This window comes from Herbidospora sp. RD11066, from assembly GCF_054661255.1.
On record NZ_BAAGDO010000012.1, the window covers coordinates 203,711 to 227,730 of the forward strand.

Genomic DNA, 24,020 nt, shown 5'->3' on the forward strand with positions numbered 1-24,020 from the left:
TCCCTTCGAATGCCGCGGTGACCATTCGAGTAGACGAGAACTCCACTGACTGACGCCATGTCAAGAAATGTCAGAAATCTGGCGCGATTCGGGTATTCACAGGGCGAGCAGCTCGTCGGCCAGCGCCAACAGCTTCAGCGCCGCCACGTCACGCGGTCCGTCGCCGTTCGGCAGGCGGTCGCCGATCCGCCCCAGCACAGCCCGTGCGTCGATCGTGCGGGGCTCGGTGCTCTGCCGCACCCGCAGCAGGAACTCCAGGCCACAGGCCGCTTGGGTGGCGAACATGCCGAGCAGCTCGATGTCGTCGAGGTCGCTGCGCGACTCGGCCCGGTCGAGCACCTCCAGCACGCCCACGCACTCCTCGAACCTGATCAGCGGCGCCGCCATGATCGTGGCGGGCACGTAGCCGGTCGACTCGGCGGCGTCCTGGTCGAACTTGGTGGTCTGGAGGTCGTCGGCGACCATCGGCTGACCACTGGTGGCCACCCACCCGGCGATCCCGGTCCCGGCCGGGAACCGGCTGCCGACCAGCTCCTTCTCCCCCTCGCCCGAGACGGCCTCGAAGACCAGCTCGCCGGTCTCCGGGTCCACCAGGAAGATCGACGCGGCGGCCGCGCCGAACATGTGGCGGGCCACCTCGACGATCGACTGCAGCAACTTGCGCTCGGTGCTGTCGAAGTCCTCAGTGGACATCGGGCTCTCCGTTCTGAGTGGTGTTGTCTGCGGCGAGATAGAGCACGGTCTTGAGCTGGAACGGCGTCAGCCAGGGGTGTTTGCTCAGGATGAGCGCGCAGATCCCGGCGATGTGCGGGGCGGCGAAGCTGTTGCCGGTGCTCTTCACCACCTTGCCGCCGGTCCAGGCCACGGGGACCCGGACCCCGCGGGCGTGGAACTCGGCCGGTGGCGAGGGGTTGTAGAAGTAGGTCATCGGGTCGGCCTGGTCGTGGCTGGCCACCGACACGACCGAGCTGAACGTCCACGGGAAGCTCAGCACCGGCATGTTGTGCGCGGCGGCGACCAGCAGGCAGCGCCGGAAGTAGGCCCGGTCGGCCAGCTCCTGGAGGGTGTGCCGGAAGTCCGACTTCGTCGTCGACAGGCTCATGTTGATGACGTCGAACCCGGCCTCGATGGCCCACCGCAGCCCGGTCAGCAGGGCGTCGCCGCTGCCGTTCTTGCCGTCGGTGAGCACCCGCAGCGAGCTGATCGACGACCCCGGCGCGACCTGGCGGATCACCGAGGCGCAGGCGGTGCCGTGCCCGGCCGGGTCGTGCGGTTCGCACTCGACGACCGACAGCTTCCCGGCGTCGTCGGCGACCACCTGGTACGACGCCTCCAGCCCGCCGACATGGGGATGGTCGGCCTGGACCCCGGTGTCCAGGACGCAGACCCGCACCCCCGTCCCGTCGGCGCCGCCGTAGGCCCAGTCCTTGTCGACCGTCTCCAGGCGGCTGATCTCGAACGGTTCGGGTGAGGCCCTGCGGGTGGCCAGCCCCCAGGCCGGCACACCCGGGAAGTGGTCACGCTGCTCCCGCCGCCAGGGCGGAGTGGTCATGGTCACGAGGGATCCCCCAGCAGTTCGCGGGTCCGGTGGGCGAGCAGGCTCGCCCCTTTGCTGTCGTAGGCGTCGAGCGCTTCGCGCAGGGCGCCGGAGGGGTCACGCCCGGCCGCCCGCCGGATGTGGGCGATCTCAACCAAGATGTCCCCGCGGAGACAGGGATCGTCGGTCGTCTCGATCAACTCGGCGGCCCGGTCGGCGGTGTCGAGGGCTTCGGCCAAGGCGGCGGTGCGGCCGGCCTCTCCGGAGGCGCTCTGGCCGGCTTCCTGGGAGGCGATGGCGGCTCGCAGCATGAGGGCGGTGAGTTCGCCTCTGAGCTGGCGGGGGCCCTCGCGGCGAGCGAGTTCGCGGGCGGCCAGACGGGGATCGCCCAGACGGAGGGTCTCGCGGGCGGCGTAGATCTCCAGCGTCGTCGCTGCCCCGCCGTGCCCCGCCGCGTGCAGGGCGGCGGCGGCGTCGCGGAACAGCATCCGCGCCCGGTCGTGGTCGCCTGCCAGCGACTCGACCAGGCCCCTGACCTGGGTGACCGCGATGGCGGGCAGGCCGAGGTCGAGCTCGTCGACATAGCGGGCCGTCGTGTCGAGGGTCTCGCGGGCCTCGTCGATGTGGCCCGACAGACCCAGCAGCCGGGCCTTGGTGAGCAGCACCGGCACCAGCAGCGCGCGGTCGCCGACGAACCGCTCCAGCAGGTCGGCGCAGAGCAGGAGCCCCTCGTCGACCGGGGTGGGCGACCACTGCACCAGCTCACAGAGCCCGCCGAGCAGCCGGTCCTCCTCGTAGCGGTCGCCCATCGCGCGGGCCCGCGCCAGCCCGTCGCGCAGGGCTTGGTCGGCGGCGCCGAAGCGGCCGGCGTCGATGTGCGTCCAGGCTTCGAGCTGGTGGAACCGGCACCAGCCGAAGTCGTCGCCCGGCTCCAGCCGTTCTCTCAACGCTTCCAGATCTGTTGTACGACCTGAGCGCATCCCCATGATCTCGCGCTGGATCGTGCAGGTCAGCGCGCTGCGCGCGTCACCGGGGAGCATCTCCTCGGCGACGTCGAGTGCGGCGGCGGCCTTTCCGGCCTCCCCACGGGCGAGTTCGGCGTCGCTGATCAGGACCGCCAGCCGCCGGTGCTCCTCGCGGCCCTTCGGCAGGATCTCCCGCCCGCGTTCCAGCAGGGCGATGGCGGCCGGGAGGTCCTTGCGGTGCAGGGCCTCGCCGCCGTCGCGGATCAGCGCGGTCGCGGCCCGGTCGGTCAGGTCGTCGAGGAGGGGGTCGAACGGGCGGACCTCCCGGGTGAAGCGGCAGGCCGCGAGGAGGTGGCGGCTGATGTCGCCGGACGTCCAGCTCCGGAACGGGGTGTCGTCGGCCGGATCCTGCTCGGTCAGCCAGTCGGCGAGACGGCGGTGCCAGTCGGCGCGCAGTTCCTTGCTGGTCAGCGAGTAGACGGTCTCGCGGGTGAGGGTCTGGGTGAACTCGAAGGCCCCGGGCTGGGAGCCCCGCCTGACCAGGCGGTCGCGCTGGAGGCTGCGCACCGGCACCGACGGCGTCTCGGTGCCCAGTAGCTCGACCTGGCCGAGGGTGAACTTCTGGCCGATCGTCGCGGCCCGCTCCAGCACCTCGCGTTCGTCGCCGCCGAGCCGGTCGAGCCGGGCGCCGAGCAGCGCGGTGATCGTCGGCGGCAGCGAACCGTCGCCCTCGGTCAGGGTCTCCAGCATCAGCTCGGCGAACAGCGGGTTCCCGTCGCTGCTGACCGCCACCCGCCAGTGCAGGGCGTCGTCGGCGTGCGCCATCACCTCGACGCGCTCCGCGCACAGTTCCTGGACGAGCCGCGCGATGTCCGCCCCGCCCAGCGGCCCCAGCTCCAGCGACATCCCGCAGGCCACGCCGCCGCCCCAGCCGGAGCGCAGCTCGTAGATCTCGGGCCGGGCCACGCAGACGAACAGCACCGGCACGTCGGTCAGCCACGACACGCAGTCGTCGATGAGGTCGAGCAGGGTCGGCTCGGCCCACTGGAGGTTGTCGAGCACCACCACGAGGGGCCGGTTGTCGGCCATGACTTCCAGGAAGCTGCGCACCGCGCGGGCGATCTCCTTGACGCCGGGCGTCTGGCCGTTGCCCGCCAGGGCCTTGAGCGTGCGCTCGCCGTCGGGCCCGACGGCCGCCGCGACGGCGGGCCAGTCGCCGTTGACGTCCTCCAGCATCTCGGCGATCGGCCGGTAGGTGGCGCCGATGCCGTAGGAGGGACAGCGTCCGGTCAGCACCCGCACGTCGGCCGGGAGCCGGTGCAGGAACTCGCGCACCAACCGGGATTTGCCGATGCCCGGCACCCCCAGCAGGGTCGCCATCCCGCAGAGCCGTTCCCTCATCACGCGGTCGTGCAGGCGGGTGAGCTGGGCGAGCTCGTCGTCCCTGCCGATCAGCGGGACGGTGTCGGTGCCCTCGTCACCCGCGCGGTCGGGCTCGACGTCGACCAGCCGCCAGGCGCGGACCGGGTCCTTCTTGCCCTTCAGCGTGAGCGGCGGGACCTCCTCCATGACCGCGTGGCGGCGCACCAGCCGGGCCACGTCGTCACCCAGGAGGATCTCGCCCTCCTTGGCGGCCGACTGGATGCGGGCGGCCGTGTTGACGGTGTCGCCGATCACCCGTACGTCGGTGCCGGTGTTCCCGACCACCATGACCTCGCCGAACGCCACACCGACGTGGGCCCCGATGCGGACACCGACGGTCCGTTCCAGCTGGTCGGCCAGTTCGTACACCGACTTCATCGCGCCGTGGGCGGCGAGCACGGCGCGCAGGGCGTCGTCCTCGCGGCTGAGCGGGATGCCGAAGACGGCCATGATGGCGTCACCGATGTACTTCTCGATCACGCCGCCGTTGGCGAAGATCGCCTCCCTGCATCCCGCGTAGTAGCGCTCCAGGATCTGCATGAGCAACTCGGGGTCGAGACGCTCCGCGAGTTCGGTCGACCCGGACAGGTCGATGAACAGAACCACGATGTGGCGGCGTGCGGGCCGCGACCCCTGGGTGCTCATACGAGCTTGAGCTCCTGGCCCTCGACTTCGGGTGCGACGTCGTCGAGGCGGCGCTTGATGGAGTTCAGCAGGATGACCTCGGTCTCGTTGAGCGAGGCGAACACCTCACGTTGCCGCTCGTCGAGCAGATCGATGGGGTGCCCTGCGGCACGTAGATCGGCCAATGCGTCGAACGCCCCCGAACCGGTTCTGTTCATCACTCGTCCTAACCGGGAAATTGTCCGCTTTTGCGTAAGTCTGAAAGCGGGCCGAGCGGTCGGCCACCCCACATTCGTGGGTTCTTTCCAGCAGGTCAGCCCACGTTTGTGGGGTTGTCCGGGCCTCGCGTCACCGGCACATACTCGACTCGCAACGCAAGCCCATCTGCTAGAGAGGTGAAGGCATGTCCTTCGATCCCACTGAGGAACTGCGTCAGGCCGGCATTCTCGACTCCCAGCTCGCCGCCGAGGTCGAGGAGGCGTTCGCCACCCTGACCCGTGAAGAGGTCGACCTGCTCATCTCGCTCAAGGACAAGCTGCCGAACGCCCTGCCCGGCGTGCTGGCCGGTGTCTCCGCCGGCGCCAGCGCCGACGGCGAGTGGAGCGAGCCCGAGGTCGTCGCCCACACCATGGCCGCTGCGGCCGACTGCCTCTGCGGCGCCTGGTCGGGTTCCGGCTCCGGTGCGGCCAACTAGGTAGACACCAGTTCGTGGACGCGGCCCCGGACGCCGAAAGCGGGGCCGCGTCCACGCGGTGACGAGGGAGGGAGAGCGACATGCCGGGGAAGCTGGTCAAGAACCGCGCCCTGTTCGAGGTCCCCGAGGGCCTCACCTATTTCGTCCACGACGACCGCCGTCTCGTGGTCAACCCGCACTCGGGCGGCCGGGTGGTGCTGACGACGCGGGAGTTCGACGTGTTGACGGCACTCGCCCGCGAGCTCCCCCTCGACGAGACGATGGAGAACGAGAAGGCGCTGGCCAAGCTCATCCTGAACTACGTCGCCTACTACGACGGCCACCGCCCGAACGTGCAGTTCCAGGAGCCGAAGCTCAAGCAGGCCTACTACGCGATCACCGACGGCTGCAACCTGCGCTGCCCGTACTGCTACGCGTCGTCGGAGAAGTGCCTGCCCAACGAGCTGAAGACGGCCGAGTCGCTGAAGCTGATCGAGGAGATCGCCGACTTCGGCGCCGAGTACGTCATCTTCACCGGCGGCGAGCCGATGCTCCGCAAGGACCTGTTCCAGATCGTCGAGTACGCCAAGTCGCTGGGCCTGAAGTGCAACATCGTCACCAACGCGACGATGATCAGGAAGCTGGAGACCGCGCAGAGGTTCGCCGACCTGTTCAACTCGGTCACCGTGAGCGTCGACGGCGGCACCGCCGAGACCCACGACCGCACGCGTGGCGCGGGCTCGTTCGCCAAGACCCACAAGGCGTTGCAGCTGCTCAACCAGGTCGGCGTCATCCCGAAGATCAACCACATCGTGACGTCGGAGAACATCGACGAGCTCGAGGACTTCGCCCAGTTCATCGAAGGGCTGGAGGTCCACAGCATCCGGCTGATGTACCACAACAAGCTCGGCCGGGGCGTCGACGACAACGCCGACTTCGGCTGGCAGGACCACATGCGGATCCAGGAGATCGCGTGGACCTCTCCTGCGGCCGGCAAGCTCAGCCCCGACGGCCCGAAGCCGCTCGGCCCGTGCGCCGTGAAGGCCAACTGCGGCATGGGCGGCAACGAGATCTACATCAACTCGCTCGGCGACGTCTATCCGTGCAAGCTGGTCACCGGCCACGAGCACTACGCGGGCAACGTGCGCGAGCAGTCGCTCGCGGAGATCTTCGGCGCACCGGTCCTGAAGGAGATGCGCACCAGCTCGGTCCTCGGCGGTGAATACCACGCCGACTGCGCCCGCTGCTACATCAAGGCGTCGTGCGGCGGCGGCTGCCGCGCCTCCCACATGGCCGAGTCGCTCGACATCAAGCGCAACAGCCGCCACCAGTGCAGGATCCTGCGCCACGGCATCGCCACCCAGCTCTGGCTGGAGTCGGGCGTCGGCGGCGCCGACCTGGCCCGCGACAACGAGACCATGACGACCCCGCGCCTGGTGGCGGACGGCTCGATCCACCCGGTCTTCGACGACTGGACCCGGTACGTCCCGCCGATGCGCGAACCCATCAAGGTCGGCAAGCTGCTCCCCATCACCCCGGTATAAGTGAGGTGCGAAGAATGTCCCTGACGATCAGCGACTCCGTGATCTGGCAGGAGACCGCCGACGGCGTGTCGCTCTACCACACCGAGACCGGCCACTTCTCGACGCTGAACGAGACCGGCTCCAAGATCTGGATGATGGTCGAGGAGGCCGGTGAGCGTGAGCCGATCGCGCTGACGATGTCGCGGGCCTACGCGCGCGGCAACGACGCCGTGAGCCACCGCATCGTGACCGAGGTCAACCAGTTCATCGGCGACATGGTCGAGAACGGCATGATCCTCGAAGAGGCGTGATGTCCCGCGCCGTGGTGCTGGGCGGCGGCCTGGCCGGTGTGCTGGCCGCCGCCGCGCTGACCCGGCACACCGACGAGGTCGTGGTCCTCGAAGGCGACCACTACCCGCCGAGCCCCCGCCCGAGGCGGGGGCTCCCCCAGTCCCACCACAACCACGTGCTCGTCGAGGGCGGCATCCGCGCCCTCGACGAGTTACTGCCCGGGGTCGTGGACGACCTCCTCAACGCCGGCGCCCACCGCCGCAACATGCCGGGCGACTGCCTGATCTTCTCCGGCGAGGGCTGGTTCCACCGGGTCCGCACGGATGCCGACCTCATCGCCTGCAGCAGACCCCTCCTGGACGAGGTCGTCAGGAGACACATCGATGTCGAGATCATCCAGGGCACCACCGCGATCGGGCTGACCGGGGATGCGAAAAGGGTCACCGGAGTCCGTATCGCGACGAGCGCGATATCCGCCGACCTCGTGGTCGATGCCACTGGCCGCCGATCTCAGGCGCTCAACTGGCTGCCCGCGCTCGGTGCGGACCCGGTCGAAGAGGTCAAAGTGCCCTCCGGTGTCTCCTACGCCACCCGCCTCTACGAGGGCCCCGGCACCATCCCGGCCGTGATGGTGCATCCCAAGTACACCCCGGCCAGGGGCGGAACCCTGTTCCCCATCGAGGGTGACCGCTGGATCGTCACCATGACCGGTGATCCTCCCCTCGACGAAGCGGGCTTCCTCTCGTACGCGAGAGAGCTCAGGGATCCCGTGATCGCCGACCTGATCGAGCATGCGAAGCCCGTCGGGCCGATTCGCCCCTGCCATGACACCGCCAACCGGCGGCGCTACTTCGAGAGGGCCCGGCTCCCCGAAGGGTTCCTCGCCGTCGGGGACAGTGTGGTCACCGTCAACCCGGTCTACTCACACGGCATGTCCGTCGCCGCGCTGACCGCTTTGAGAATCGCCAAGGAAGGCCCCAGCCAGCAGGCCGTCGCCGAGGAGGCGGAGAGGTCGTGGCGGATGGCCGTCGCCGAGCCGGTCAAGGGCAAGGGGAACGCCAAGGTCGGCCGGGCCACGCTGAGCAGTGCGGGTCTCGCGGCCGAGCTGTTCCACGGGCAGGCGCTCATTCCGGCCGTACGCGACCATCAGGCCATCTTCCAGGCCATGGTCAACGACCTGGAGGAGCCTCTCACCCGTGAACAGGCGATCGGCCGGTTCGATTGGGGCCGATGAACCCGAGCTCGTAGGCGATGCCGACCGCGTGCGCGCGGTTGGCCGCCTGGAGCTTGTCGAGGATGCGGGCCAGATGCGACCGCACGGTCCCGGCGCCGATGCCGAGCTTGTCGGCGATCTGAGCGTTCGACAGACCGGTCGCCACCAAGGCGAGCACCTCGGCCTCGCGGCGGGTCAGCGCGGCCAGGTGATGGTCGACGCCGGTCATGGCGCCCGCGATGCGGTCGCGGAGGCGGGTGATCATCGCGGTGGAGATGAACGTGTGCCCGGCCGCGACCAGCCGGATCGCCGGCACGATCTCGGCGAGCAGCGACTCCCGGTGGACGAACCCGCCGACGCCCTCCCGCAGCGCCCGCCCGAGCAGCTCCTCGTCGAGCTCGTCGGCGACCAGCACCACCTGAGTACGGCACCGCGTCAGCGCCCCGACCGTGAGCGCGAAGTCGACGCCGGAGAGCAGCCCGGCGCTGACCACGACCACCCGGGGCCGCTGCCGGGCCACCAGGTCGCCGAGCCGGGTCGCGGCGCCGGCCTCGCCGACGACGTAGACCCCGGTGCCCATGTGCAGCGAGCCCCTGAGCCTGGCCCGAACCCCGCGGTCCGGCTCGCCGACGACCACCCTGACGGGCATCGTCTCGACCGCGAGGGCTGCCTGATGTGTCACTTGACTACCTGATTTGCCCGTTTTTGCAACACAAGGCACAGGATGCGCGCATACGAAAATGCTCACCAGAGCAGGGCGATTACTCATGAGAGCCGCCCGCAGGGACGGCATACTCAGGCCGGTCAGCTTCCCACGGCCTCGACGACGCGAATCGCCGACCGGCCCAGACACTCGCTGACCTGCGTCAACGTGAACCCCGCGGCGTCCAGGACGGCCGCGAACCCGGTCCGGGTACGTTCCCTGCCCCCGGTGTAGACGAGCATCGCCAGATCGCTCATCACGACCCCCGACGCCTCGGGCGCGGCCAGACTCTCGGGCATGACGGGCTCGATGACCAGTAACCGTCCGCCCGGCCGCAGCGACTTACGGCAACCCCTCAGCAGCCGGACGCAGGTGTCGTCGTCCCAGTCGTGCAGGATGCCCTTCAGGATGATGACGTCACCCTCGGGCACGGCGTCGAAGAAGTCGCCGTTCTCGATCCGGCACCGGTCGGCGACCTCCCGCAGCACGGACGGAGCGTCGGCGGTGCCCTCGGCCGAGTCGAAGAGGACACCGCGCGCGTCGGGGTTCCGGGCCAGGAGGGTGGCCAGGAGGGTGCCGTTCCCGCCGCCCACGTCCACGACCGTCTGGCCGGCGAAGTCATAGGGGACGAACTCGGCGACCTGCCCGGTGCCCTCGCGCATGGCGGTGTTGAAGATCGTCGAAAGCTCCTCCGAAGCGGAGAGGTGCTCGAAGAGCGGCCTGCCGTGCACGTGGTCCCAGGCGGTCTCGCCCGTCCGCACCGCCGAGGTCAGCGCGCCCCACGCCTGCCAGGTCGCCGGGTCGCCCAGGAGCAGCACGCTCGACCTGATCGAACGGGGGTGCCCCGCGCGGAGCGGCTGCCCGAAGGCCGACAGCGCGTAGCGTCCCGGGGGGATCTCGATGGCGACGTCCAGGACGACCAGCGCGCGGAGCAGCCGGTGCAAGGAGTCCGGCTCTGCCCGCGTTTCGGCCGCCAGGGCTTCGACCGTGATCGGCCCTCTGGCCAGCACCTCGGGCAGGCCGAGCTTCGTGGCGGCGTACAGGATCTGGGAACCGGCGAAGCCGAAGGCAAGGGCGGAGAGATTCATGGACCCACTCGCAGGGGAAGGCGGCGCACGCCGTGAATGAACAGGTCAGGGGTCCACTCCAGGTCGTCGCCGGTCAGTTCGAGAGAGAACCGGGTCAGCGCGCCGATCGCCGCGCGGGCCTGCGACCGGGCCAGTGCGGCGCCCAGGCAGAAGTGGATGCCGTGGCCGAGGCCGAGGTGCCGGTTGGGGGTGCGGCCGATGTCGAACACGTCGGGGTCGGGGAAGACGGCCGGGTCGCGGTTGGCGGCCAGCAGCACCGGGATGATCATGTCCCCGCGCGGGATGACCACGTCGCCGAACGCCACGTCGGAGAGCGCGTAGAGCGGCCGGGAGTGCCCGACCGGCCCGTTGAACCGCATCATCTCCTCGACCGCGGAGCCGATCAGCCCGGGATCGCGGCGGAGCCGGTCGAGCTCCCCGGGATGCCGCAGCAGTTCCAGCATCCCGTTGCCGATGAGGTTGACCGTCGTCTCGTCACCGGCCATGACCAGCTGGAACACGCTCGACACGAGCTCCTCGTGGTCGAGCTCGCCGCTGATCGCCAGCCGGGTCAGCAGGTCGTCGCGGGGTGTCTCGCGGCGGGCGGCGGCCTGCTTCTCGATGTACCGGACGAACGCCAGCCCCGCCGCTCTGATCCGGGGCGCGTGGTAGCTGCGCAGCATCGCGTCGCTCCACACGCGCAGCTTCGGGGCGTCGGCCGCGGGGAAGCCGACCAGATCGGCCATCACCAGCATCGGCAGCGGCAACGCCACCCGCTCGATCACGTCGACCTCACCGTGCAGGCCCGTGACCAGGGCGGACACGATCTCGCCGATGCGCCGGTCGAGCCGGGCGACCGTGCGCGGGCCGAACGCGGGCGCCATCAGGCGGCGCAGCCGGGTGTGGTCGGGCGGGTCGAGGTTGAACATGTTCCGCCGGACCATGGCGAGCGGGTCGTCGACGCCCTCGTGCACGGTGACCTGCCGGCCGATGGCCGGATCGAGCAGCGCCCGCTGCACGTCGGCGTACCTGGTGAGGTACCAGGCGCCGTTCATCCGGTGGACCGGCGTCTCCTCCCGCATCCGGTGCAGCACCGGATGCGGGTCGGCGCGCGGGATGACCATCAGCGTCTCCGCTGGGCGTCCAGGGGGAAGAACGGCGCGACGGTGCGGCCGAGGTCGTCCATGCCGTAGAAGCCGCGCCTGGCCATCTCGACCTGCGGCGACGCGGTCTTCCAGTGGCGCAGGAACAGCCGCGCGCAGAACTCCGGGGGCGGGGTGGCGGCCTTGACGGTGGCGCGGGCGAGCTTGGCGGCGACGAGGATGCCCGCCCACTCGTCCCACTTCTCGTGGGCGCGCAGCCGGTCGAGCACGGCCCGCCGCCAGTCCTCCGACTGCCAGACCGGCCAGACGCGGATCATGACGAGCTTCAGCCGGTCGGCCATCGGCAGGGCGTGCTCTTCGGGGGCCAGCCAGGTCTCCAGCTCGGGGGGCAGTTCGTCGCCGTACACCCCGAGCTTCTCCCTCGTGTACGCCTCCCCGCCGAACTCGGCCAGCATCCCTTCGAGCACGGTGACGTGCAGGTCGGGATACTCGGGGGCGAACAGCCTGGCGGCGTTCATGACGTCGAGGTCGCGGGCCGAGCGCCACTTGAGCGCCTCGTAGTGGGTGATCCCGGTCAGCGCGATGTCGGCCGACCAGGCCCCGGCGACGTCGGGGCGCTCACCGCTGACCTCGTCGAGGGCGGCCAGGGCGTCGAGCCGTTTGACGTCCCACTTTTCGTCTCTCAGCCGGGCCAGCGCCGGGCGGTCCCCGGGATCGAGCGCGTCGGAGAGTTCCGCCCACGACCGGTGGGTGAACGGCCGGGCCTTGGCCGCGGCGACGATCCTGGCTCCCGCCTCCGGGTCGACCGTCCCCCGGGCGACCCCGTAGCGCAGGTTGACCAGGGCGACCGTAGCGGCCTGGTAGCCGTGCTCGGCCGGGCCGTGCAGCACGGCGACCTCGTCGTCGCCGTCGACCACGCCGGAGGAGAACATCTCGAAGACCTCGCCGACCCCGTTCATCCCGAACGGGGAGAGCTCGGCCGCGCGCAGCGCCCCCATCGAGGCCGCCCCGATGACGTGGACGCCCTCGTTGAGCAGCCAGAGGATCTCCTTGTGCCCGACGGAGAGCCGCTCGCGGTAGTAGCCGTCGATGATGACGGCGGTGTCGTCGGGCCCCCACTCCTCTCTGAGCAGGTCACCCCGCGCGGCGGGCGGCGCCACGATCGCGCCCGGCAGCACGGAGTGCACGTCGTGGGCCGACAGCGTCGGCCCGGTGTAGACGACGACCTTCATCAGAACACCTCCGGGATGACACGGCTGCCGGGGGCCAGCACGCGGGCCACCGGCACCCCGATGTCCGCGCGGGTCAGGTCGGCCACCATGGGGGCGTGGCCGAACGCGACGGCGGACCGTTTGACGACGTCCTCCAGGTCGTCGGCGAGGCTCCCGCGCGCGGGCACCTCCTGGATCCCGGCGCCGCCCTCGACCAGGGCCGGATAGTCGGTGGCGAGCTGTTTCTGCGCCCCGGCCTTGAGGTCGTCGCGGGCGCCGGAGATGTAGGCCAGCCGCGACTGCGCCGCCTCGGTGATCGCCCGCGACAGCGCGATCTCGGCACTGAGGTGGCATCCGTAACCCATGAAGGGCGGCGGATAGTCGTCGCAGGTGATCCTCACCACGAACACCGACAGCCCGGTGGGCGAGGGCACGGCGCGGCACTCCATCGTGACCCTGGCGCGGGCCATCAGCTCATGAAGCACGTTGATCACCGGTGCGTCGAGGGAGACCGGATCGACGATCTCCCCCTTGTCCTTGCCGGTCAGCCACCCCGTAACGGCGTCGCGTTCGACCACTTCGTAGAGAGCGTGCAGGGTGGCCTCGATCAGCGTGTTCCCGCTGGCCAGGCCGTTGGTCGACTCGAAGAACACGGGGGCGTTCCAGCCGGTCTTGCGGGTCAGCCGGAACGCGACCGTGTCTCGCGGCACCAGCGTCTCGGTGCCGTCGGTCAGCGACCGTCCGGCGACCCAGGCGATGGGCAGCCCTTCGTGCAGGACGGTCGGCGACGACAGCGGCAGGGCTTTCACGTCGTAGCCGAGATGGAGCTCCCTCGGTGGCGAGACGGTGAGCGCCTCCATCGGCTGCTCGGCGTGCCAGAGCTCGATCGACTCCATCATCGCCGACAGTTTCGCCAGGTCGGGGGTGACCCCCTTGCCCTGGGAGACCGCCAGCGTCCGGGAGGCCGGCCGGATCGCCTGGAAGGTCGGGATGCCGATGTGGTCGAGCCGGGTGATGTCGGCCACCCGGGTGATCCCGACCAGCGGGGCGGCCTGACCGGCCATCTCCAGCGTCTTGGCCGGTCCGACCGCCCTGTCGGTGCCGGGGAGCAGCACTTTCGAGGTGTCGGCGGCCGAGCGCAGCCATGTGGTGTCGGACATCGTCTCGCCCCTTGGGAGTCAGATGTTGCGTGCGCGGTTCAGCAGCGCCCGGCCGCCGATCGTGTAGCCGACGATCGCCATGACGGCCAGGATGACCATGTCCCGCCCGGCCTCGCCGAAGCCGAAGAGGCTGGCGTCACGCATGCCGTTGATGGCGTAGGTCAGCGGGTTGACGTGGGAGAACCACTGCAGCACCGTCGGCATCGAGTCGTAGGTGTACATCGACGGCGCGCTGAACACGAGCACCGGCAGCGACAGGTTCGAGCCGACCATGAACGCCTGGTAGTCGGTGACCGTGATGGCCGCCGCCAGGTAGAGCCCGTTGATGGCCAGCGACGCCAGTGCCAGCGTCACCAGCAGGGCCAGCCAGCCCTCCAGGTCGAACGGGAACTCGAAGATCAGCACGGCGGCGACCAGACCGAGGAGGCTCTGCCCGAGCACCAGCGAGACACCGGCGATCATCTTGCCGAGCAGGAACCGCGACCTTCTGAGCGGGTACGACCAGAGCTGCGTCGCGACCCCGCTCATCTCCTCCTGGAAGATCGCCATGGCCGACGTTCCGGCCGCGCTGACGACCGACATGCCGAGCGTCATCGGCAGCAGGAACACCGCGAACCCGACGGCCAGGCCCTTGTACTCCACGGTCTGCACCAGGTTGCTCAGCGAGGTGTTGACCAGCAGCAAGTAGATGAGCATCGGCGCGAGACCCAGGATCAGGTAGACCCGGTTGCGGGCCAGCAGCGCCCACTCGCGGTAGACCACGGCGCCCAGGTCGGCCTGCCGGGCGGTGCCGGCGGCGGGCGGCTTGTGCTGGAAGGTCATGGTCATGCGGTCACCTTCTCGGTCATCCGCAGGAACGCCTCTTCCAGCGAGTCGGACACGGTCGACACACCCGTGACGGCCAGACCGGCCAGCGCGGGCAGCACTTCCTGGGCCTTGGCCCCGTGAACGCGAACCTCGTTCTCGCCGAGCGTGGTCTCGTGCCCGGCGCCCGTCGCCCAGTCGGCGACCATCTGGCGGGCGAGCGCGTCTTCGACGGTGACCTGCACGTGGGTGCTGCCGAACTCCTCGACGATGTCGCGGGGCTTGGCGAACCTGACCACCTGGCCCTTGTTGATGACCAGCACCCGCTGGCAGTTGCGCTCCAGCTCCTCGATGTGGTGCGTCGTCCACAGGATGGTGACGCCGTGCTCCTCGCGGAGCCAGGTGACGAACTTCTCGACCTGGCGGCGGCCGGCGACGTCCAGACCGGCCGAAGGCTCGTCGAGGATCAGCAGCTGGGGGATGCTCAACAGGGCCCTGACCAGCTGGAGGCGCTGGCGCTGGCCGCCCGAGAGCTGGAAGCACATGCGGTCGAGGGCCTCGGTCAGGCCGAGGAACTCGACCACCTCCATCGCCCACGGTTCGACCGTGCGCCACTTCAGGCCGCGGAACTTGGCCGCGATGTGCAGGTTGTCGAGGGCGGGCAGCATCATGTCGAAGGGCGCGGTCTGGTGCATCGCGCCGATGCCGGTCTTGGCCTCGACCGGCTGACGGATCGGGTCGACGCCGAACACGCGGATGTCGCCCGAGGTGGGGGCGGTGACACCGCAGATCAATTTGATGAGACTGGTCTTTCCGGCGCCGTTGGGGCCGAGCAGTCCGCAGGTCTCGCCGCGCGCGATGTCGAACGACACGTCGTTCACCGCGGGCCGGTCCATCCCCTTGTACTGCTTGGTCAGCCCCGAGGCCGTCACCACGTCACTCGACACGGCCATACTCCACCCTCTTCTCTCGGGAGCGGGTTGTGGCTTGAGTATGGGCCGGTGATCACGGGGCCGGACAACCCCACGAAAGTGGGCTTATGCCGAACGGCAGAGGCCCGATTGTGCCGTCCGGCTTCGTGAGAACACCATCGGCGCATGGACACGGGCTCGTACACCCTGCGCATGCCGGTGGCGACGCGCGGCGTGAGCTGGCGGCTCCCCGACGACACCGATCCCCGGGCCACGCTCCCCTGTGTGGTGCTGGCCGACCGCGCCGGAATGGGCGAGTTCGCAGGTCTGCAACGTGGCCTGCGCACGCTGGGCGTGCCGAGCGTCCGCATCGACGCCGGTTCGGTCGCGGCGCTGACCCGGCACGAAGACGGCTCCCTCACCATCGACGGCCGCCGCATCCGGCCGACGGTCGTGTGGGTGCGCCACTTCGGCCCGTGCGGCGAGAACGAGGCGCGCTCCCTGTTCCGCGCCGAATCATGGGCCGCCCTGGTCGACCAGGTGACCGCCCTCTCCTCGGTACGCATCCCCGACGGCCTCGACCCCGGCAGGCTGGCCCAGCTCGACGGCGCCGCGAAGGCCGGCATCCGGGTGCCGCGCACGATCGTCACCACCGACCCGGCGAGTGCGCCGTTCCCGGGCCGCAAGGTCGTGGTCAAGGCGCTGAACCGGCACTTCGTGGAGGCCGAGCCGGGCCTGCTCGAAGGCGTCTTCCCGGAAATCGGCGACCGGACGGCCTTCCACGCGCGGGACGTGCCGATGATCGTCCAGGAGTACGTCGAGCACAGCGCCGAACTGCGCGTCTACCACGTCGACGGCGAGATCAGGGCCTTCCGGGTCGACAAGCCGTCACCGGCGGCGATCTGGCGCGACGAGGGCTCGGTGACCGTGACCCCGGTCGCGGTGCCCGCCGACGTCGCCGAGGCGGTCACCCGTCTGGCCGACCTGTGGGGCCTGCGCTACGGCGCCTTCGACTTCCTGCTCACCCCCGACGGGCCGGTGTTCCTGGAGGTCAACCCCGACGGCGACTGGCGCTGGTTCGAGTCGAAGGCCGGGGTGGACGACATCTCGATGGCCACCCTGGCGATGGTCCGCGGCCTCCACCGCGAGACCACCCGCATCGACCTCGCCGGGTTCCTGCTGCTCGGCGGCCGTCCCCCGGCCCTGGACGTGCGGGTGCTCGGCCCGCTGGACCTGCGCTTCGGCGCCCCCGTGCAGATCAGCGCCCGCAAGTCGCGCCTGCTGGCCGCGATCCTCCTCTCCAACCCCAACGACGTCGTCCCGACCGACGGCCTCATCGACTCCCTCTGGTCGGGCCGCCCCCCGGCCACGGCCCGCAAGAACCTTCAGGTGTACGTCTCGGAGCTGCGCAAACGCCTCGGGGACCGCATCTCGTACGAGGGCTGGGGCTACCGCCTGGACGCCCAGCGCGACGAACTCGACCTGCTCCGCTTCCGCGAACTCGCCGGGGCGGGCCGCGAGATGCGCCGCCGGGGCGCCGGCGACGCGGCGCTGACCCTGCTCGACCGCGCGCTGAACCTGTGGCGCGGCCGTCCGCTGGCCGAGTTCGCCGGGGTTCCCCTGGTCGACGACGCAGTGGGCCGGATGACCGAGCTCTACCTGACCCTCAACGAAGACTGGGCCGAGCTCCAGATCGAGCGCGGCCGGTTCGTCGACGTGCTCGACCGCCTCGACGGCCTGGCCGCCTTCTTCCCCGCCCGCGAACGCCTGATCGCCGCCCGGATGACCGCGCTCGCCCACTGCGGCCGCGTTCCGGAGGCGCTGGCGCAGTTCGAGGCGGTGCGGATCAGGCTGTCGGCCGAGCTGGGCATCGACCCCAGCCCGGTGCTCAAGCAGCTCTACACGTCGATCCTGATGGGCAAACCGGCCGCAAGGCCTCGCAATACCGGCGGTTAAGCGCGCAAACCTAGGCTCGGACCAGCAAGCGATCACGCGAGGAGTCAGAATGGATCTTGTAAACGATCGCGACCGTTCTCTGATCATCATGCTCGCCCAGGGTTACACGACCACCAGGATCGCCCGCGAGATGCACCTCAGCCGCTACACCGTGGCCGAACGCATCAGCAAACTCCTCGACCAGTTCGCCTGCTCGAACCGCAGCCAGCTCGTCGCCTACTCCTACGCCCACCGGGTCCTCAGCGTCGGCGCGTGGCCGCCCCGCTCGTCATGACGGCAGCCGGGCGCCGCCCTCCGGCGGCTCGGTGCGCGCCATGTTCATGACCATGGCCAGCGTCGTGTAGTAGCCCGCCGTCGCGACCGCCGCGACCACCCGCTCCTCCCCGAAAAGCTCAACGGCTTTCGTGTACGTCTCCACCGACACCTCCTTGACCTGCTGCAACTCCTCGACGAGCGCCCACATGACGCCGTGACGTTCGTCCTCGGGACGTTCGCGCCGGCCGACGGCCTCCACCGGCACACCCTTGGCCACGGCGATCGGGTGGTGGAAGGCCCATTCGTACGGCTGGTTCCAATGACGGGCCACCGTGAGGATGACCAGCTCGACGAGGTCCTCGTCGAGCACGCCGCCGAACCGGATCGTCTCCCCGACGAGCTGGAGCCGGGTCATCAGCTCGGGGCTGCGCAGCAGCGGGACGAACGGCCCGGAGATCTCCCCGCGCGGACCGGCGGCGATGCGCTCGACGGCGGCCCGCTGGGCGTCGGTCATGGGGTCGGGCAGGCGGTTCATATCAGTGGCCACTTATATAAAGTAGTGGCCATGCACGCCTTCGACGTTTTGGGCGACCCGGTGCGCCGCCGGATCCTCGAACTGCTCGCCGACGGTGAACGACCGGCCGGGGAGGTGGGCGCGATCGTCCAAGAAGAGTTCGGCATCACCCAACCGGCGGTGTCACAGCACCTGCGCGTACTCCGGGAGAACGGGTTCGCGACCGTGCGGGTCGACGGCGCCCGCCGGCTCTACGCCGTCGACCCCGCGCCCCTCGCGGAGGTCGACAGGTGGCTGACCCGCTATCGGGGTCAGCCGTTGTAGGCGGCCTCGCACATGCCGTTCTTCGACTTGCCTTCCGCGACGACCTCTCCGTCGACCGTGATCTGGCAGGTCATCTGGACCCCCTTGGGCGCGTCGGCCTCCACGACGATCTCGGAGAGGGACTCGACCTCCACCGTCCGCTCGACCGGCAGCCGCATGCCCTTGCCGGAGACGGTCGTCTCCCCTTCGGTGCTCATCATCAGGTTGTCGGCGGTCGCGTCCGGCTGGTCGGACACCACTTCCAGGCCGACCTCGTGGGTCTCGAAATCGGGCTCCATCGGAGGCGGCAGCGCCATGTAACCCGGCGTCGGGTCGTCGGGCACGTGGAACGCGGCGGGCATCACCACCAGCGCCGTCATCACGGCCGCCGCGGACACGAAGGCGATCACCTTGCCGGTGTTCCGGTCACGTTGGCACCGCTCCCTGGCCCTCTTGGCGAGGACCGTGAAGATCAGCGCCGGGGCCCACATGATGCCGAAGCTGACGAACCCCAGGATGAAACTGACCGTCGCGGCCCTGGCGTAGGCCTTGCCGGGATCCGGCATGCCCGGCGGCCTCACCGGCGGCGGGGGTGGCGGGTGGTAGACCGGCGGCGCGTAGGTGACGTAGGCGTTCGGCGGGTAGGGGGCGACCGGGGGCGGAGGCGGCGGCGGGTAGACCGACGGCATCAGGGGCATGCCGGGGAGCTGCGGCAGGTCGTTCATCAGCTCGTGGAGGTCGCCCCAGGTGACGGCCGTCTGGGCGGCCGCGAGCCGGGTCGACAGTTCCGGGTCGTCGAGTCGCCCGACGGCGTAGTGTTCACGCAGAATGGCGCAGGCGCGGTCGCGCTCCACGTCGGAAACACGGATGTGCTGCAATTCCGACCTCCCCTGTATGCCCTCCAAACTAGCTCAAGGGCCAAGAGATGATTCGGCTTCTTTGGGGTCGGGAAGACGCGTGGGGCGGCGATTCCCATTTCCTGAAATATCGCTGAATGCCTGACCAGCCAGAACGCGCGATCGGTAATTCCCTCGACTGCACACAATCTCTACATTTGCCTGACCTGCGGGTTCGCGAGTTTGTCGGTCGGGGCGCCTAGGGTCCGGGGGCATGACCTCAGCGACGCAGGCGTACAGCTACGCCGCGCCCTCCTCCCTCGTTGACGGGCGACTCGGGCTTTCGACGTCCGGCGGGCGGGCCCTTTCCGGTCCGGCCGTGGCCCCCAAATTCTTCAGCGGCCTGGTCACCCAGGCGGCGCCCGCGGCGGCGGCCCTGCTCGGCGTCGCCGATGTCGCGCTGGCCCGCTACCACCAGGCGCAGTCGCGGCCCAGCTGGGTGCGCGACCCGGTCGTCACCTGCAACGGCGACCGGCTGCGGTTCGAGTCGTTCTCGGCCTGCGGCGGGGTCTACGCCCGGCTCGACCTGCTCGGCGGCGCGCTCGACGGCGAGGTCTTCGACCGGGGCACCACCAACGTCGACGTCAACCCGCCGCTGCGCGAGGCGCTGGCCCGCGTGGGCGGCCGCGACCCGCTCCACCTGGGCGTCGGCGCCGACGAACTGGTCGTGACCACGTTCGACGGCGCGGTCGTCGAGAAGAAGGTGCCGCTCCCCGAGCGCTGGCTGCGCGGCTTCGCAGAGGTGCAGGTCATCGCGGCGGGCATGGACCAGCGCGGCGAGTCGGCCGGAATGGCCGCCGTCCGCTTCCTGCGTGGCCTGCCCAAGAGGGCCGACGTCTGGGTCGCCCACACGGGCCGTGAGCTGCGCGTCTTCGACCACGAGGCACCCGGCTCGGTCTACCTGGGCGGCACCCACCGCCTCGCCACCCTGCTCCCGCTCCTCCGCTTCGCGAAAACCTTGAGGGTGTACGGCCCTACTGACGCCGCCTCCAGCGCATGGGAGCTCGAACTGCCCGGCATGCGCTACACGCTCACCCTGTCGCCCGAACGCTGGCGCGGCTTCTCCGGCGAGGGCGCGGTGCTGAACGACCTGTCCACCGACGAGGCCGAAAGCGACGCCGACGTGGTCGGCATGCTGCTCAACTTCGAGCCCGAGGTCGAGATCGGCCTGCTCGCCGACCGGTCGGGCCTGCCCGTCGACCGCGTCAAGGCCGCCCTCACCCAGTTGGGCGTGGCCGGCCGCGTCGGCTACGACCTGGCCGAGGCGGCCCACTTCCACCGTGAACTCCCTTATGACAGCGTCCACGTCACCCGCCTCAACCCCCGCCTGGCGGCGGCCCGCGCCCTGGTCGAGAAGGGAGCCGTGCGCCTCGACGGCGAGAAGGCCACCGTGACCACCTCGGGCGGCCCGCGCGAGGTGTCGCTGGCCGACGGTTCGTGCACCTGCCCGTGGTGGTGGGACCACCGCGGGTCGCGGGGCCCGTGCAAACACGTCCTCGCCGCCCGGATCCTGGCCCGCGCCGACGTGGCGGTGACCCTGTGAACCCGATCGAAGACCTGATCAGACGCAACCAGCTCCACGAACTGCGCAGGCGCCTGATCGCCCTGACCGAACCCGAACGCGGCGAGATCGGCCGCGACCTCCCGGCCCTCGTCAAAGAGCTCCGAGCCGAGGCAACCGCGGACCTCGACCAGCGGAATTTCGACGAGTGGGAGCGCGATTGGGAACTGCGCACCGCGATGGACGACCTGCTCGACAACCTGGCCTCCGCCCTGCTGCTCGCGGGCCTGGGCACCATCACCGGCCCGGCCGCCGCCGTCACGTGGATCACCAGCCGCGACGTCAACCGCCGCTGGGCCGTCGACGTCAACGTGGCCGACGCCGTCGCGGTAGCGGCCTCGCGCCCGATCGAGTGGCAGCGAGACGTCGCCGTCCGCCTGGCCCTCCGCATCCGCCGCCCCGACGACCGCATCGCCCCCCTGGCCGTGGCCCTGCTGCGCGCCTCCGGCGCCGAGCCCCCCAACCACGACCCGCTGGTGTCCGCCTGGCTGCGGATGATCACCCACCCCGGCGACCCGCTGACCCCGAAACTCCTCCCCCGGATCTTCGACGCCGAAGGCGCCGGCCGTCAGCTACGTGACGAGAAGGCCACCCCCGCGCCGACCCGCTGGCTGGCCCGCGTCCGCAGAGACCTCCCCCGCGACCGGGCCATCGAAGGCTGCGTCAGCCGCTTCCTGCGCGGCGGCGACGCCCAGGACCTCCGCTTCTTCGTCCGCCTCCACGACCTCCTCGCCCCCACCCCCGGTGAGACCGCGGGGAGGCTCCGCGACTACCTGCGCCTGTTACCGTCGGCCCCCGGCACCGTGGCCGAACTCGCCGCCAAGCAGGTCAAGCACCTGTTCCCCCTCGACCGCGCCGACCTGGTGGAAGCCGTCGAATCGCTGGCCTTCCGCCCCGAGGCGAAACTGGCGACGATCGGCCTGAGATGGCTCGACGCCGAACTCAAGCGCGCCCCTGCGGCGGCCGAGGAGTTCGTCCTGGCCCTGACGATGGCCTACGGCCACACGTCCTTCGACGTCCAGTCGAGAGCGGTCGACCTGACCCTCAAACACCTCACCGACGCATCCCTGATCGCCGACGCGATCACCACCCTCCCCACCGACCTGGCCACCCGCCTCACAGCTGGCTTCGGCGGCGAAGCGCCCGAGGTGGAACCCCCTCCCGCTGTGACGTTCCCGCCGTTGCCCGAGGTCCGCGAACCCCGCCCGTTCCCCGAACCGGCCGTGTCGCCCGACAACGAGGCGGCCGGAGCCTGGATCCAGGCCGAATCGTGGCTGGCCGCCTTCGTGACCCGCGCCACCACCGACCGCGACGCCCTGCGCACCGACCTGGGCCGCCGCCTGCACCTGCGCTCGGCCCAGCCCGCATTCGGCGTGTGGGCCCACCCCCGCGACTGGGTCAGAGCCCTGTCGATCGAACTGATCACCCCCGGCGCGACCGCAGACGAACCGACGACATGGCGCCCTGACGACGGCCGAGTGGTCGACCTCGAACAGGTCCTGACCATCACCACGCTCCCCCTCGACGCCGACTCCGCCCCGATGTCCGCCGAAGAGATGACCGAGATGTTCCAGGCCCACGCCGCCTTCATGGAGCAGGTCAACCACGCGGCGATGTCCGCGACCTTTAACGAAGACACCATCGGAAACGACCGGGGCCACCCGATGCAGGGAGCCGCCGATGCGACACCTGGTCTCGTAGACGAGGTGCCCGAAGCCGGATCAGAGCCGGGAATCACCGACTACGGAAAGGTAGTGGGCGGCTCATACCGGGTCCTGGGTTCAGGCCTCACAAGAATCCTCGGCGAATCGAGGGCGGGTGCCGTCTACTACTTAGAACCCGGTCCCGACACCGTGACCGGCGAACCACACGTGGGCGCCACTCACCTCCTCCAACCAGGTCCCGACAACGTGACCGGCGAGCCACATGTAGGCGCCGCTCACCTCTTCGGGCCCGGCCTTGACGAGACGACCGGCGAATCGCACATGGGCGTGGCTCACTACGTCGCCGCTACCGACGGGATGGCCGGTTCCTCGGTGGGCGATCTTTCGGGTGATGCGTGGATTCATCCCGGGGAGATGCGGCGGAGTGGCGTGCGACTGCCGGAGGCGCGGTACATCCCGCCGATGCAGTTGTTCCTGCTACACCGTTTCGACGAGCTCCTCAGCGCGCTTCGGGCCGACGAGCTCCCGCCCGTGCTGCTGGCGACGCCGACGCTCGACAATGGACACCTCGACCCCGACGTCCTGGTCGAACGTCTGGAGACCTGCGCCGAAGCCGGGATCGAGCCGCTCCCGGCCGACCTGGCGCAGGCGTTGATGCGCCTCCCGCGAGGTTCCCACCCGGCGGCGGCCGAACGGGCCGCGAAGGTCGGCTCGGCGGCGGCGCGCTCGGCGGCCGAGTGGCTGGCCGGTGACGGCATGCCCGACCCGGTGGCGGGGCTCGAATGGCCCGAGGTCTCCCACCCGGGGAACCGTCGGATGCGCCCGATCCTGCGGCCGACGGCGCCGACGGGCCACCGGCTGATCGACGACGTGCTGCTGGCGGCTCCGCAGCCGCGCGACTACGACGGTTTCCCCGACACGAAGAAGTGGTTCGCCTCGATGGTGCCGTCGCATCGCGAGGTGGCGTCGGTCAACTACCTGCCCTACGTCATGCAGTCGTGGCGCCACGCGCCCTTCAGCGTGAAAACCTTCCGGGGAAGCCTCGCCACCGACGGCCCGATGGGCGACGCGTCGGCCGTCGTGCTCGGCCTGTCCCTGGCCAACCACGCGACCTTCGACGCGGTTGTCCGCCTCATGCTCAACCTGGCCGCCCGCGACGCCCTCCCTACCAAGGCCCTCGGCAGGCAACTGGGCGTGCTGGTCCGCCGCGAGTGCCTGGAGCTCCCCCTGCTCCTCACCGCCCTGACCGACCTGGCCCGCGCGGGCGCACCCCGCCAGGTGTGGGACATCCTGCGCGTCCTCCTGCCGGACCTGCTGCCCCGCGAGGGCGAACGCGCCACGACTCCCCAGACGGAGACCCTCGCCTTCGCCAACGACGTGGTTTCCTGGACCGGCGCGAGCGGCGAGATCCCGGAGATCACGGCCTACGCGGCAGGCAAGAGCCGGAGCCGCTTCGCAAGAGAGTGCCGCCGCCTCCGCGACCAGCTCACCCCGCCGTAGTACTGACACCATCGACCAGACCCGACCCACTCCGACCCTGGCGCGGCCGGGCCCTACCGGCCGCACCCATCCAGTTGACGTGGGCGATCACGCTGTCGGCAATCGAGGCGGCCATCCAGGTCGGACGGCGCTGAATGTCCTGGACGGTCGGGACGAAAGGTCCA

Annotated in this window: 22 protein-coding genes; 9 read left to right on the forward strand and 13 right to left on the reverse strand. The window is 70.3% G+C overall.

Annotated features, from left to right (window positions below):
- Nucleotides 1-96: 96 nt before the first annotated feature.
- The 4 genes from ACYQ78_RS34995 to ACYQ78_RS35010 are packed head-to-tail and all read right to left on the reverse strand — an operon-like array spanning nt 97 to nt 4,766.
- Nucleotides 97-693: a GAF domain-containing protein gene (locus ACYQ78_RS34995; protein ID WP_459805255.1), complete on the reverse strand. Its 597-nt coding sequence runs from the start codon at nt 691-693 to the stop codon at nt 97-99.
- Nucleotides 683-1,552: a S8 family serine peptidase gene (locus ACYQ78_RS35000; protein ID WP_459805295.1), complete on the reverse strand. Its 870-nt coding sequence runs from the start codon at nt 1,550-1,552 to the stop codon at nt 683-685. The genes ACYQ78_RS34995 and ACYQ78_RS35000 overlap by 11 nt, the downstream gene beginning before the upstream one ends.
- Nucleotides 1,553-1,554: 2 nt before the next feature.
- Complete coding sequence (locus ACYQ78_RS35005) at nt 1,555-4,569, reverse strand: AAA family ATPase (protein ID WP_459805256.1); 3,015 nt, start codon at nt 4,567-4,569, stop codon at nt 1,555-1,557.
- Nucleotides 4,566-4,766: an aroma-sacti cluster domain-containing protein gene (locus ACYQ78_RS35010; RefSeq protein WP_459805257.1), complete on the reverse strand. Its 201-nt coding sequence runs from the start codon at nt 4,764-4,766 to the stop codon at nt 4,566-4,568. Before ACYQ78_RS35010 ends, ACYQ78_RS35005 begins: the two co-directional genes overlap by 4 nt.
- Before the next feature lie 185 nt (nt 4,767-4,951).
- On the opposite strand from ACYQ78_RS35010, the gene ACYQ78_RS35015 reads away from it, so the two are divergent.
- The 4 genes from ACYQ78_RS35015 (at nt 4,952) to ACYQ78_RS35030 (ending at nt 8,269) form a co-directional block, all read left to right on the forward strand.
- Complete coding sequence (locus ACYQ78_RS35015) at nt 4,952-5,242, forward strand: StsA-related sactipeptide RiPP (protein ID WP_459805258.1); 291 nt, start codon at nt 4,952-4,954, stop codon at nt 5,240-5,242.
- Nucleotides 5,243-5,322: 80 nt separating this feature from the next.
- Nucleotides 5,323-6,765, forward strand: coding sequence for a StsB family radical SAM/SPASM domain sactipeptide maturase (gene stsB, locus ACYQ78_RS35020; protein ID WP_459805259.1), 1,443 nt, complete (start codon nt 5,323-5,325; stop codon nt 6,763-6,765).
- A 14-nt stretch (nt 6,766-6,779) separates the two neighbouring features.
- Nucleotides 6,780-7,055 (forward strand): PqqD family protein, encoded by a 276-nt coding sequence (locus ACYQ78_RS35025; protein WP_459805260.1) that lies wholly within the window; start codon nt 6,780-6,782, stop codon nt 7,053-7,055.
- Nucleotides 7,055-8,269, forward strand: coding sequence for an NAD(P)/FAD-dependent oxidoreductase (locus ACYQ78_RS35030; protein WP_459805261.1), 1,215 nt, complete (start codon nt 7,055-7,057; stop codon nt 8,267-8,269). The genes ACYQ78_RS35025 and ACYQ78_RS35030 overlap by 1 nt, the downstream gene beginning before the upstream one ends.
- Here ACYQ78_RS35030 and ACYQ78_RS35035 read toward each other — a convergent pair.
- The 7 genes from ACYQ78_RS35035 to ACYQ78_RS35065 all read right to left on the reverse strand — a co-directional run bounded on the left by ACYQ78_RS35035 (nt 8,226) and on the right by ACYQ78_RS35065 (nt 15,243).
- Entirely contained in the window at nt 8,226-8,930 is a 705-nt protein-coding gene (locus ACYQ78_RS35035; RefSeq protein ID WP_459805262.1) for a response regulator transcription factor, read from the reverse strand. The two genes, ACYQ78_RS35030 and ACYQ78_RS35035, sit on opposite strands and share 44 nt — an antisense overlap.
- A gap of 122 nt (nt 8,931-9,052) precedes the next feature.
- Complete coding sequence (locus tag ACYQ78_RS35040) at nt 9,053-10,039, reverse strand: methyltransferase (RefSeq protein WP_459805263.1); 987 nt, start codon at nt 10,037-10,039, stop codon at nt 9,053-9,055.
- Nucleotides 10,036-11,142: a cytochrome P450 family protein gene (locus ACYQ78_RS35045; RefSeq protein ID WP_459805264.1), complete on the reverse strand. Its 1,107-nt coding sequence runs from the start codon at nt 11,140-11,142 to the stop codon at nt 10,036-10,038. The genes ACYQ78_RS35040 and ACYQ78_RS35045 overlap by 4 nt, the downstream gene beginning before the upstream one ends.
- Nucleotides 11,142-12,353 carry a TfuA-like protein gene (locus tag ACYQ78_RS35050; protein WP_459805265.1) on the reverse strand — a complete coding sequence of 404 codons (1,212 nt, stop codon included), beginning with the start codon at nt 12,351-12,353 and terminating at the stop codon, nt 11,142-11,144. The genes ACYQ78_RS35045 and ACYQ78_RS35050 overlap by 1 nt, the downstream gene beginning before the upstream one ends.
- The gene (locus ACYQ78_RS35055; RefSeq protein WP_459805266.1) at nt 12,353-13,492 is read right to left on the reverse strand and encodes a YcaO-like family protein; all 1,140 of its coding nucleotides are present in this window, start codon (nt 13,490-13,492) and stop codon (nt 12,353-12,355) included. The genes ACYQ78_RS35050 and ACYQ78_RS35055 overlap by 1 nt, the downstream gene beginning before the upstream one ends.
- Nucleotides 13,493-13,510: 18 nt before the next feature.
- Complete coding sequence (locus ACYQ78_RS35060) at nt 13,511-14,320, reverse strand: ABC transporter permease (RefSeq protein ID WP_459805267.1); 810 nt, start codon at nt 14,318-14,320, stop codon at nt 13,511-13,513.
- Nucleotides 14,317-15,243 (reverse strand): ABC transporter ATP-binding protein, encoded by a 927-nt coding sequence (locus ACYQ78_RS35065; RefSeq protein ID WP_459805268.1) that lies wholly within the window; start codon nt 15,241-15,243, stop codon nt 14,317-14,319. Before ACYQ78_RS35065 ends, ACYQ78_RS35060 begins: the two co-directional genes overlap by 4 nt.
- 150 nt (nt 15,244-15,393) lie before the next feature.
- Here ACYQ78_RS35065 and ACYQ78_RS35070 point away from each other — a divergent pair, with 150 nt between their 5' ends.
- Together ACYQ78_RS35070 and ACYQ78_RS35075 are read left to right on the forward strand one after the other, a co-directional pair.
- Complete coding sequence (locus ACYQ78_RS35070; protein ID WP_459805269.1) at nt 15,394-17,163, forward strand: BTAD domain-containing putative transcriptional regulator; 1,770 nt, start codon at nt 15,394-15,396, stop codon at nt 17,161-17,163.
- A 49-nt stretch (nt 17,164-17,212) separates the two neighbouring features.
- Complete coding sequence (locus ACYQ78_RS35075; protein WP_459805270.1) at nt 17,213-17,437, forward strand: LuxR C-terminal-related transcriptional regulator; 225 nt, start codon at nt 17,213-17,215, stop codon at nt 17,435-17,437.
- Here ACYQ78_RS35075 and ACYQ78_RS35080 read toward each other — a convergent pair.
- A complete protein-coding gene (locus tag ACYQ78_RS35080) occupies nt 17,432-17,965 on the reverse strand; it encodes a carboxymuconolactone decarboxylase family protein (protein WP_459805271.1) in 534 nt (177 codons plus the stop codon). The two genes, ACYQ78_RS35075 and ACYQ78_RS35080, sit on opposite strands and share 6 nt — an antisense overlap.
- 18 nt (nt 17,966-17,983) lie before the next feature.
- Between ACYQ78_RS35080 and ACYQ78_RS35085 the strand changes: the two genes are divergently transcribed.
- A complete protein-coding gene (locus tag ACYQ78_RS35085) occupies nt 17,984-18,256 on the forward strand; it encodes an ArsR/SmtB family transcription factor (protein ID WP_459805272.1) in 273 nt (90 codons plus the stop codon).
- Here ACYQ78_RS35085 and ACYQ78_RS35090 read toward each other — a convergent pair.
- Nucleotides 18,244-19,113 carry a DUF1707 SHOCT-like domain-containing protein gene (locus ACYQ78_RS35090; protein WP_459805273.1) on the reverse strand — a complete coding sequence of 290 codons (870 nt, stop codon included), beginning with the start codon at nt 19,111-19,113 and terminating at the stop codon, nt 18,244-18,246. The two genes, ACYQ78_RS35085 and ACYQ78_RS35090, sit on opposite strands and share 13 nt — an antisense overlap.
- A 232-nt stretch (nt 19,114-19,345) precedes the next feature.
- On the opposite strand from ACYQ78_RS35090, the gene ACYQ78_RS35095 reads away from it, so the two are divergent.
- Together ACYQ78_RS35095 and ACYQ78_RS35100 are read left to right on the forward strand one after the other, a co-directional pair.
- The gene (locus ACYQ78_RS35095; RefSeq protein WP_459805274.1) at nt 19,346-20,674 is read left to right on the forward strand and encodes an SWIM zinc finger family protein; all 1,329 of its coding nucleotides are present in this window, start codon (nt 19,346-19,348) and stop codon (nt 20,672-20,674) included.
- On the forward strand, nt 20,671-23,856 hold the full coding sequence (locus ACYQ78_RS35100) for a DUF7824 domain-containing protein (protein ID WP_459805275.1): 3,186 nt from the start codon (nt 20,671-20,673) through the stop codon (nt 23,854-23,856). The genes ACYQ78_RS35095 and ACYQ78_RS35100 overlap by 4 nt, the downstream gene beginning before the upstream one ends.
- Nucleotides 23,857-24,020 lie beyond the last annotated feature (164 nt).

Bases quoted from the DNA above. Each gene is read 5' to 3' on its own strand.
- ACYQ78_RS34995 (WP_459805255.1), bottom strand. From the start codon at position 693: ATGTCCACTGAGGACTTCGACAGCACCGAGCGCAAGTTGCTGCAGTCG.
- ACYQ78_RS35000 (WP_459805295.1), bottom strand. From the start codon at position 1,552: ATGACCACTCCGCCCTGGCGGCGGGAGCAGCGTGACCACTTCCCGGGT.
- ACYQ78_RS35005 (WP_459805256.1), bottom strand. From the start codon at position 4,569: ATGAGCACCCAGGGGTCGCGGCCCGCACGCCGCCACATCGTGGTTCTG.
- ACYQ78_RS35010 (WP_459805257.1), bottom strand. From the start codon at position 4,766: ATGAACAGAACCGGTTCGGGGGCGTTCGACGCATTGGCCGATCTACGT.
- ACYQ78_RS35015 (WP_459805258.1), top strand. From the start codon at position 4,952: ATGTCCTTCGATCCCACTGAGGAACTGCGTCAGGCCGGCATTCTCGAC.
- stsB (WP_459805259.1), top strand. From the start codon at position 5,323: ATGCCGGGGAAGCTGGTCAAGAACCGCGCCCTGTTCGAGGTCCCCGAG.
- ACYQ78_RS35025 (WP_459805260.1), top strand. From the start codon at position 6,780: ATGTCCCTGACGATCAGCGACTCCGTGATCTGGCAGGAGACCGCCGAC.
- ACYQ78_RS35030 (WP_459805261.1), top strand. From the start codon at position 7,055: ATGTCCCGCGCCGTGGTGCTGGGCGGCGGCCTGGCCGGTGTGCTGGCC.
- ACYQ78_RS35040 (WP_459805263.1), bottom strand. From the start codon at position 10,039: ATGAATCTCTCCGCCCTTGCCTTCGGCTTCGCCGGTTCCCAGATCCTG.
- ACYQ78_RS35045 (WP_459805264.1), bottom strand. From the start codon at position 11,142: ATGGTCATCCCGCGCGCCGACCCGCATCCGGTGCTGCACCGGATGCGG.
- ACYQ78_RS35050 (WP_459805265.1), bottom strand. From the start codon at position 12,353: ATGAAGGTCGTCGTCTACACCGGGCCGACGCTGTCGGCCCACGACGTG.
- ACYQ78_RS35055 (WP_459805266.1), bottom strand. From the start codon at position 13,492: ATGTCCGACACCACATGGCTGCGCTCGGCCGCCGACACCTCGAAAGTG.
- ACYQ78_RS35060 (WP_459805267.1), bottom strand. From the start codon at position 14,320: ATGACCATGACCTTCCAGCACAAGCCGCCCGCCGCCGGCACCGCCCGG.
- ACYQ78_RS35070 (WP_459805269.1), top strand. From the start codon at position 15,394: ATGGACACGGGCTCGTACACCCTGCGCATGCCGGTGGCGACGCGCGGC.
- ACYQ78_RS35075 (WP_459805270.1), top strand. From the start codon at position 17,213: ATGGATCTTGTAAACGATCGCGACCGTTCTCTGATCATCATGCTCGCC.
- ACYQ78_RS35085 (WP_459805272.1), top strand. From the start codon at position 17,984: ATGCACGCCTTCGACGTTTTGGGCGACCCGGTGCGCCGCCGGATCCTC.
- ACYQ78_RS35095 (WP_459805274.1), top strand. From the start codon at position 19,346: ATGACCTCAGCGACGCAGGCGTACAGCTACGCCGCGCCCTCCTCCCTC.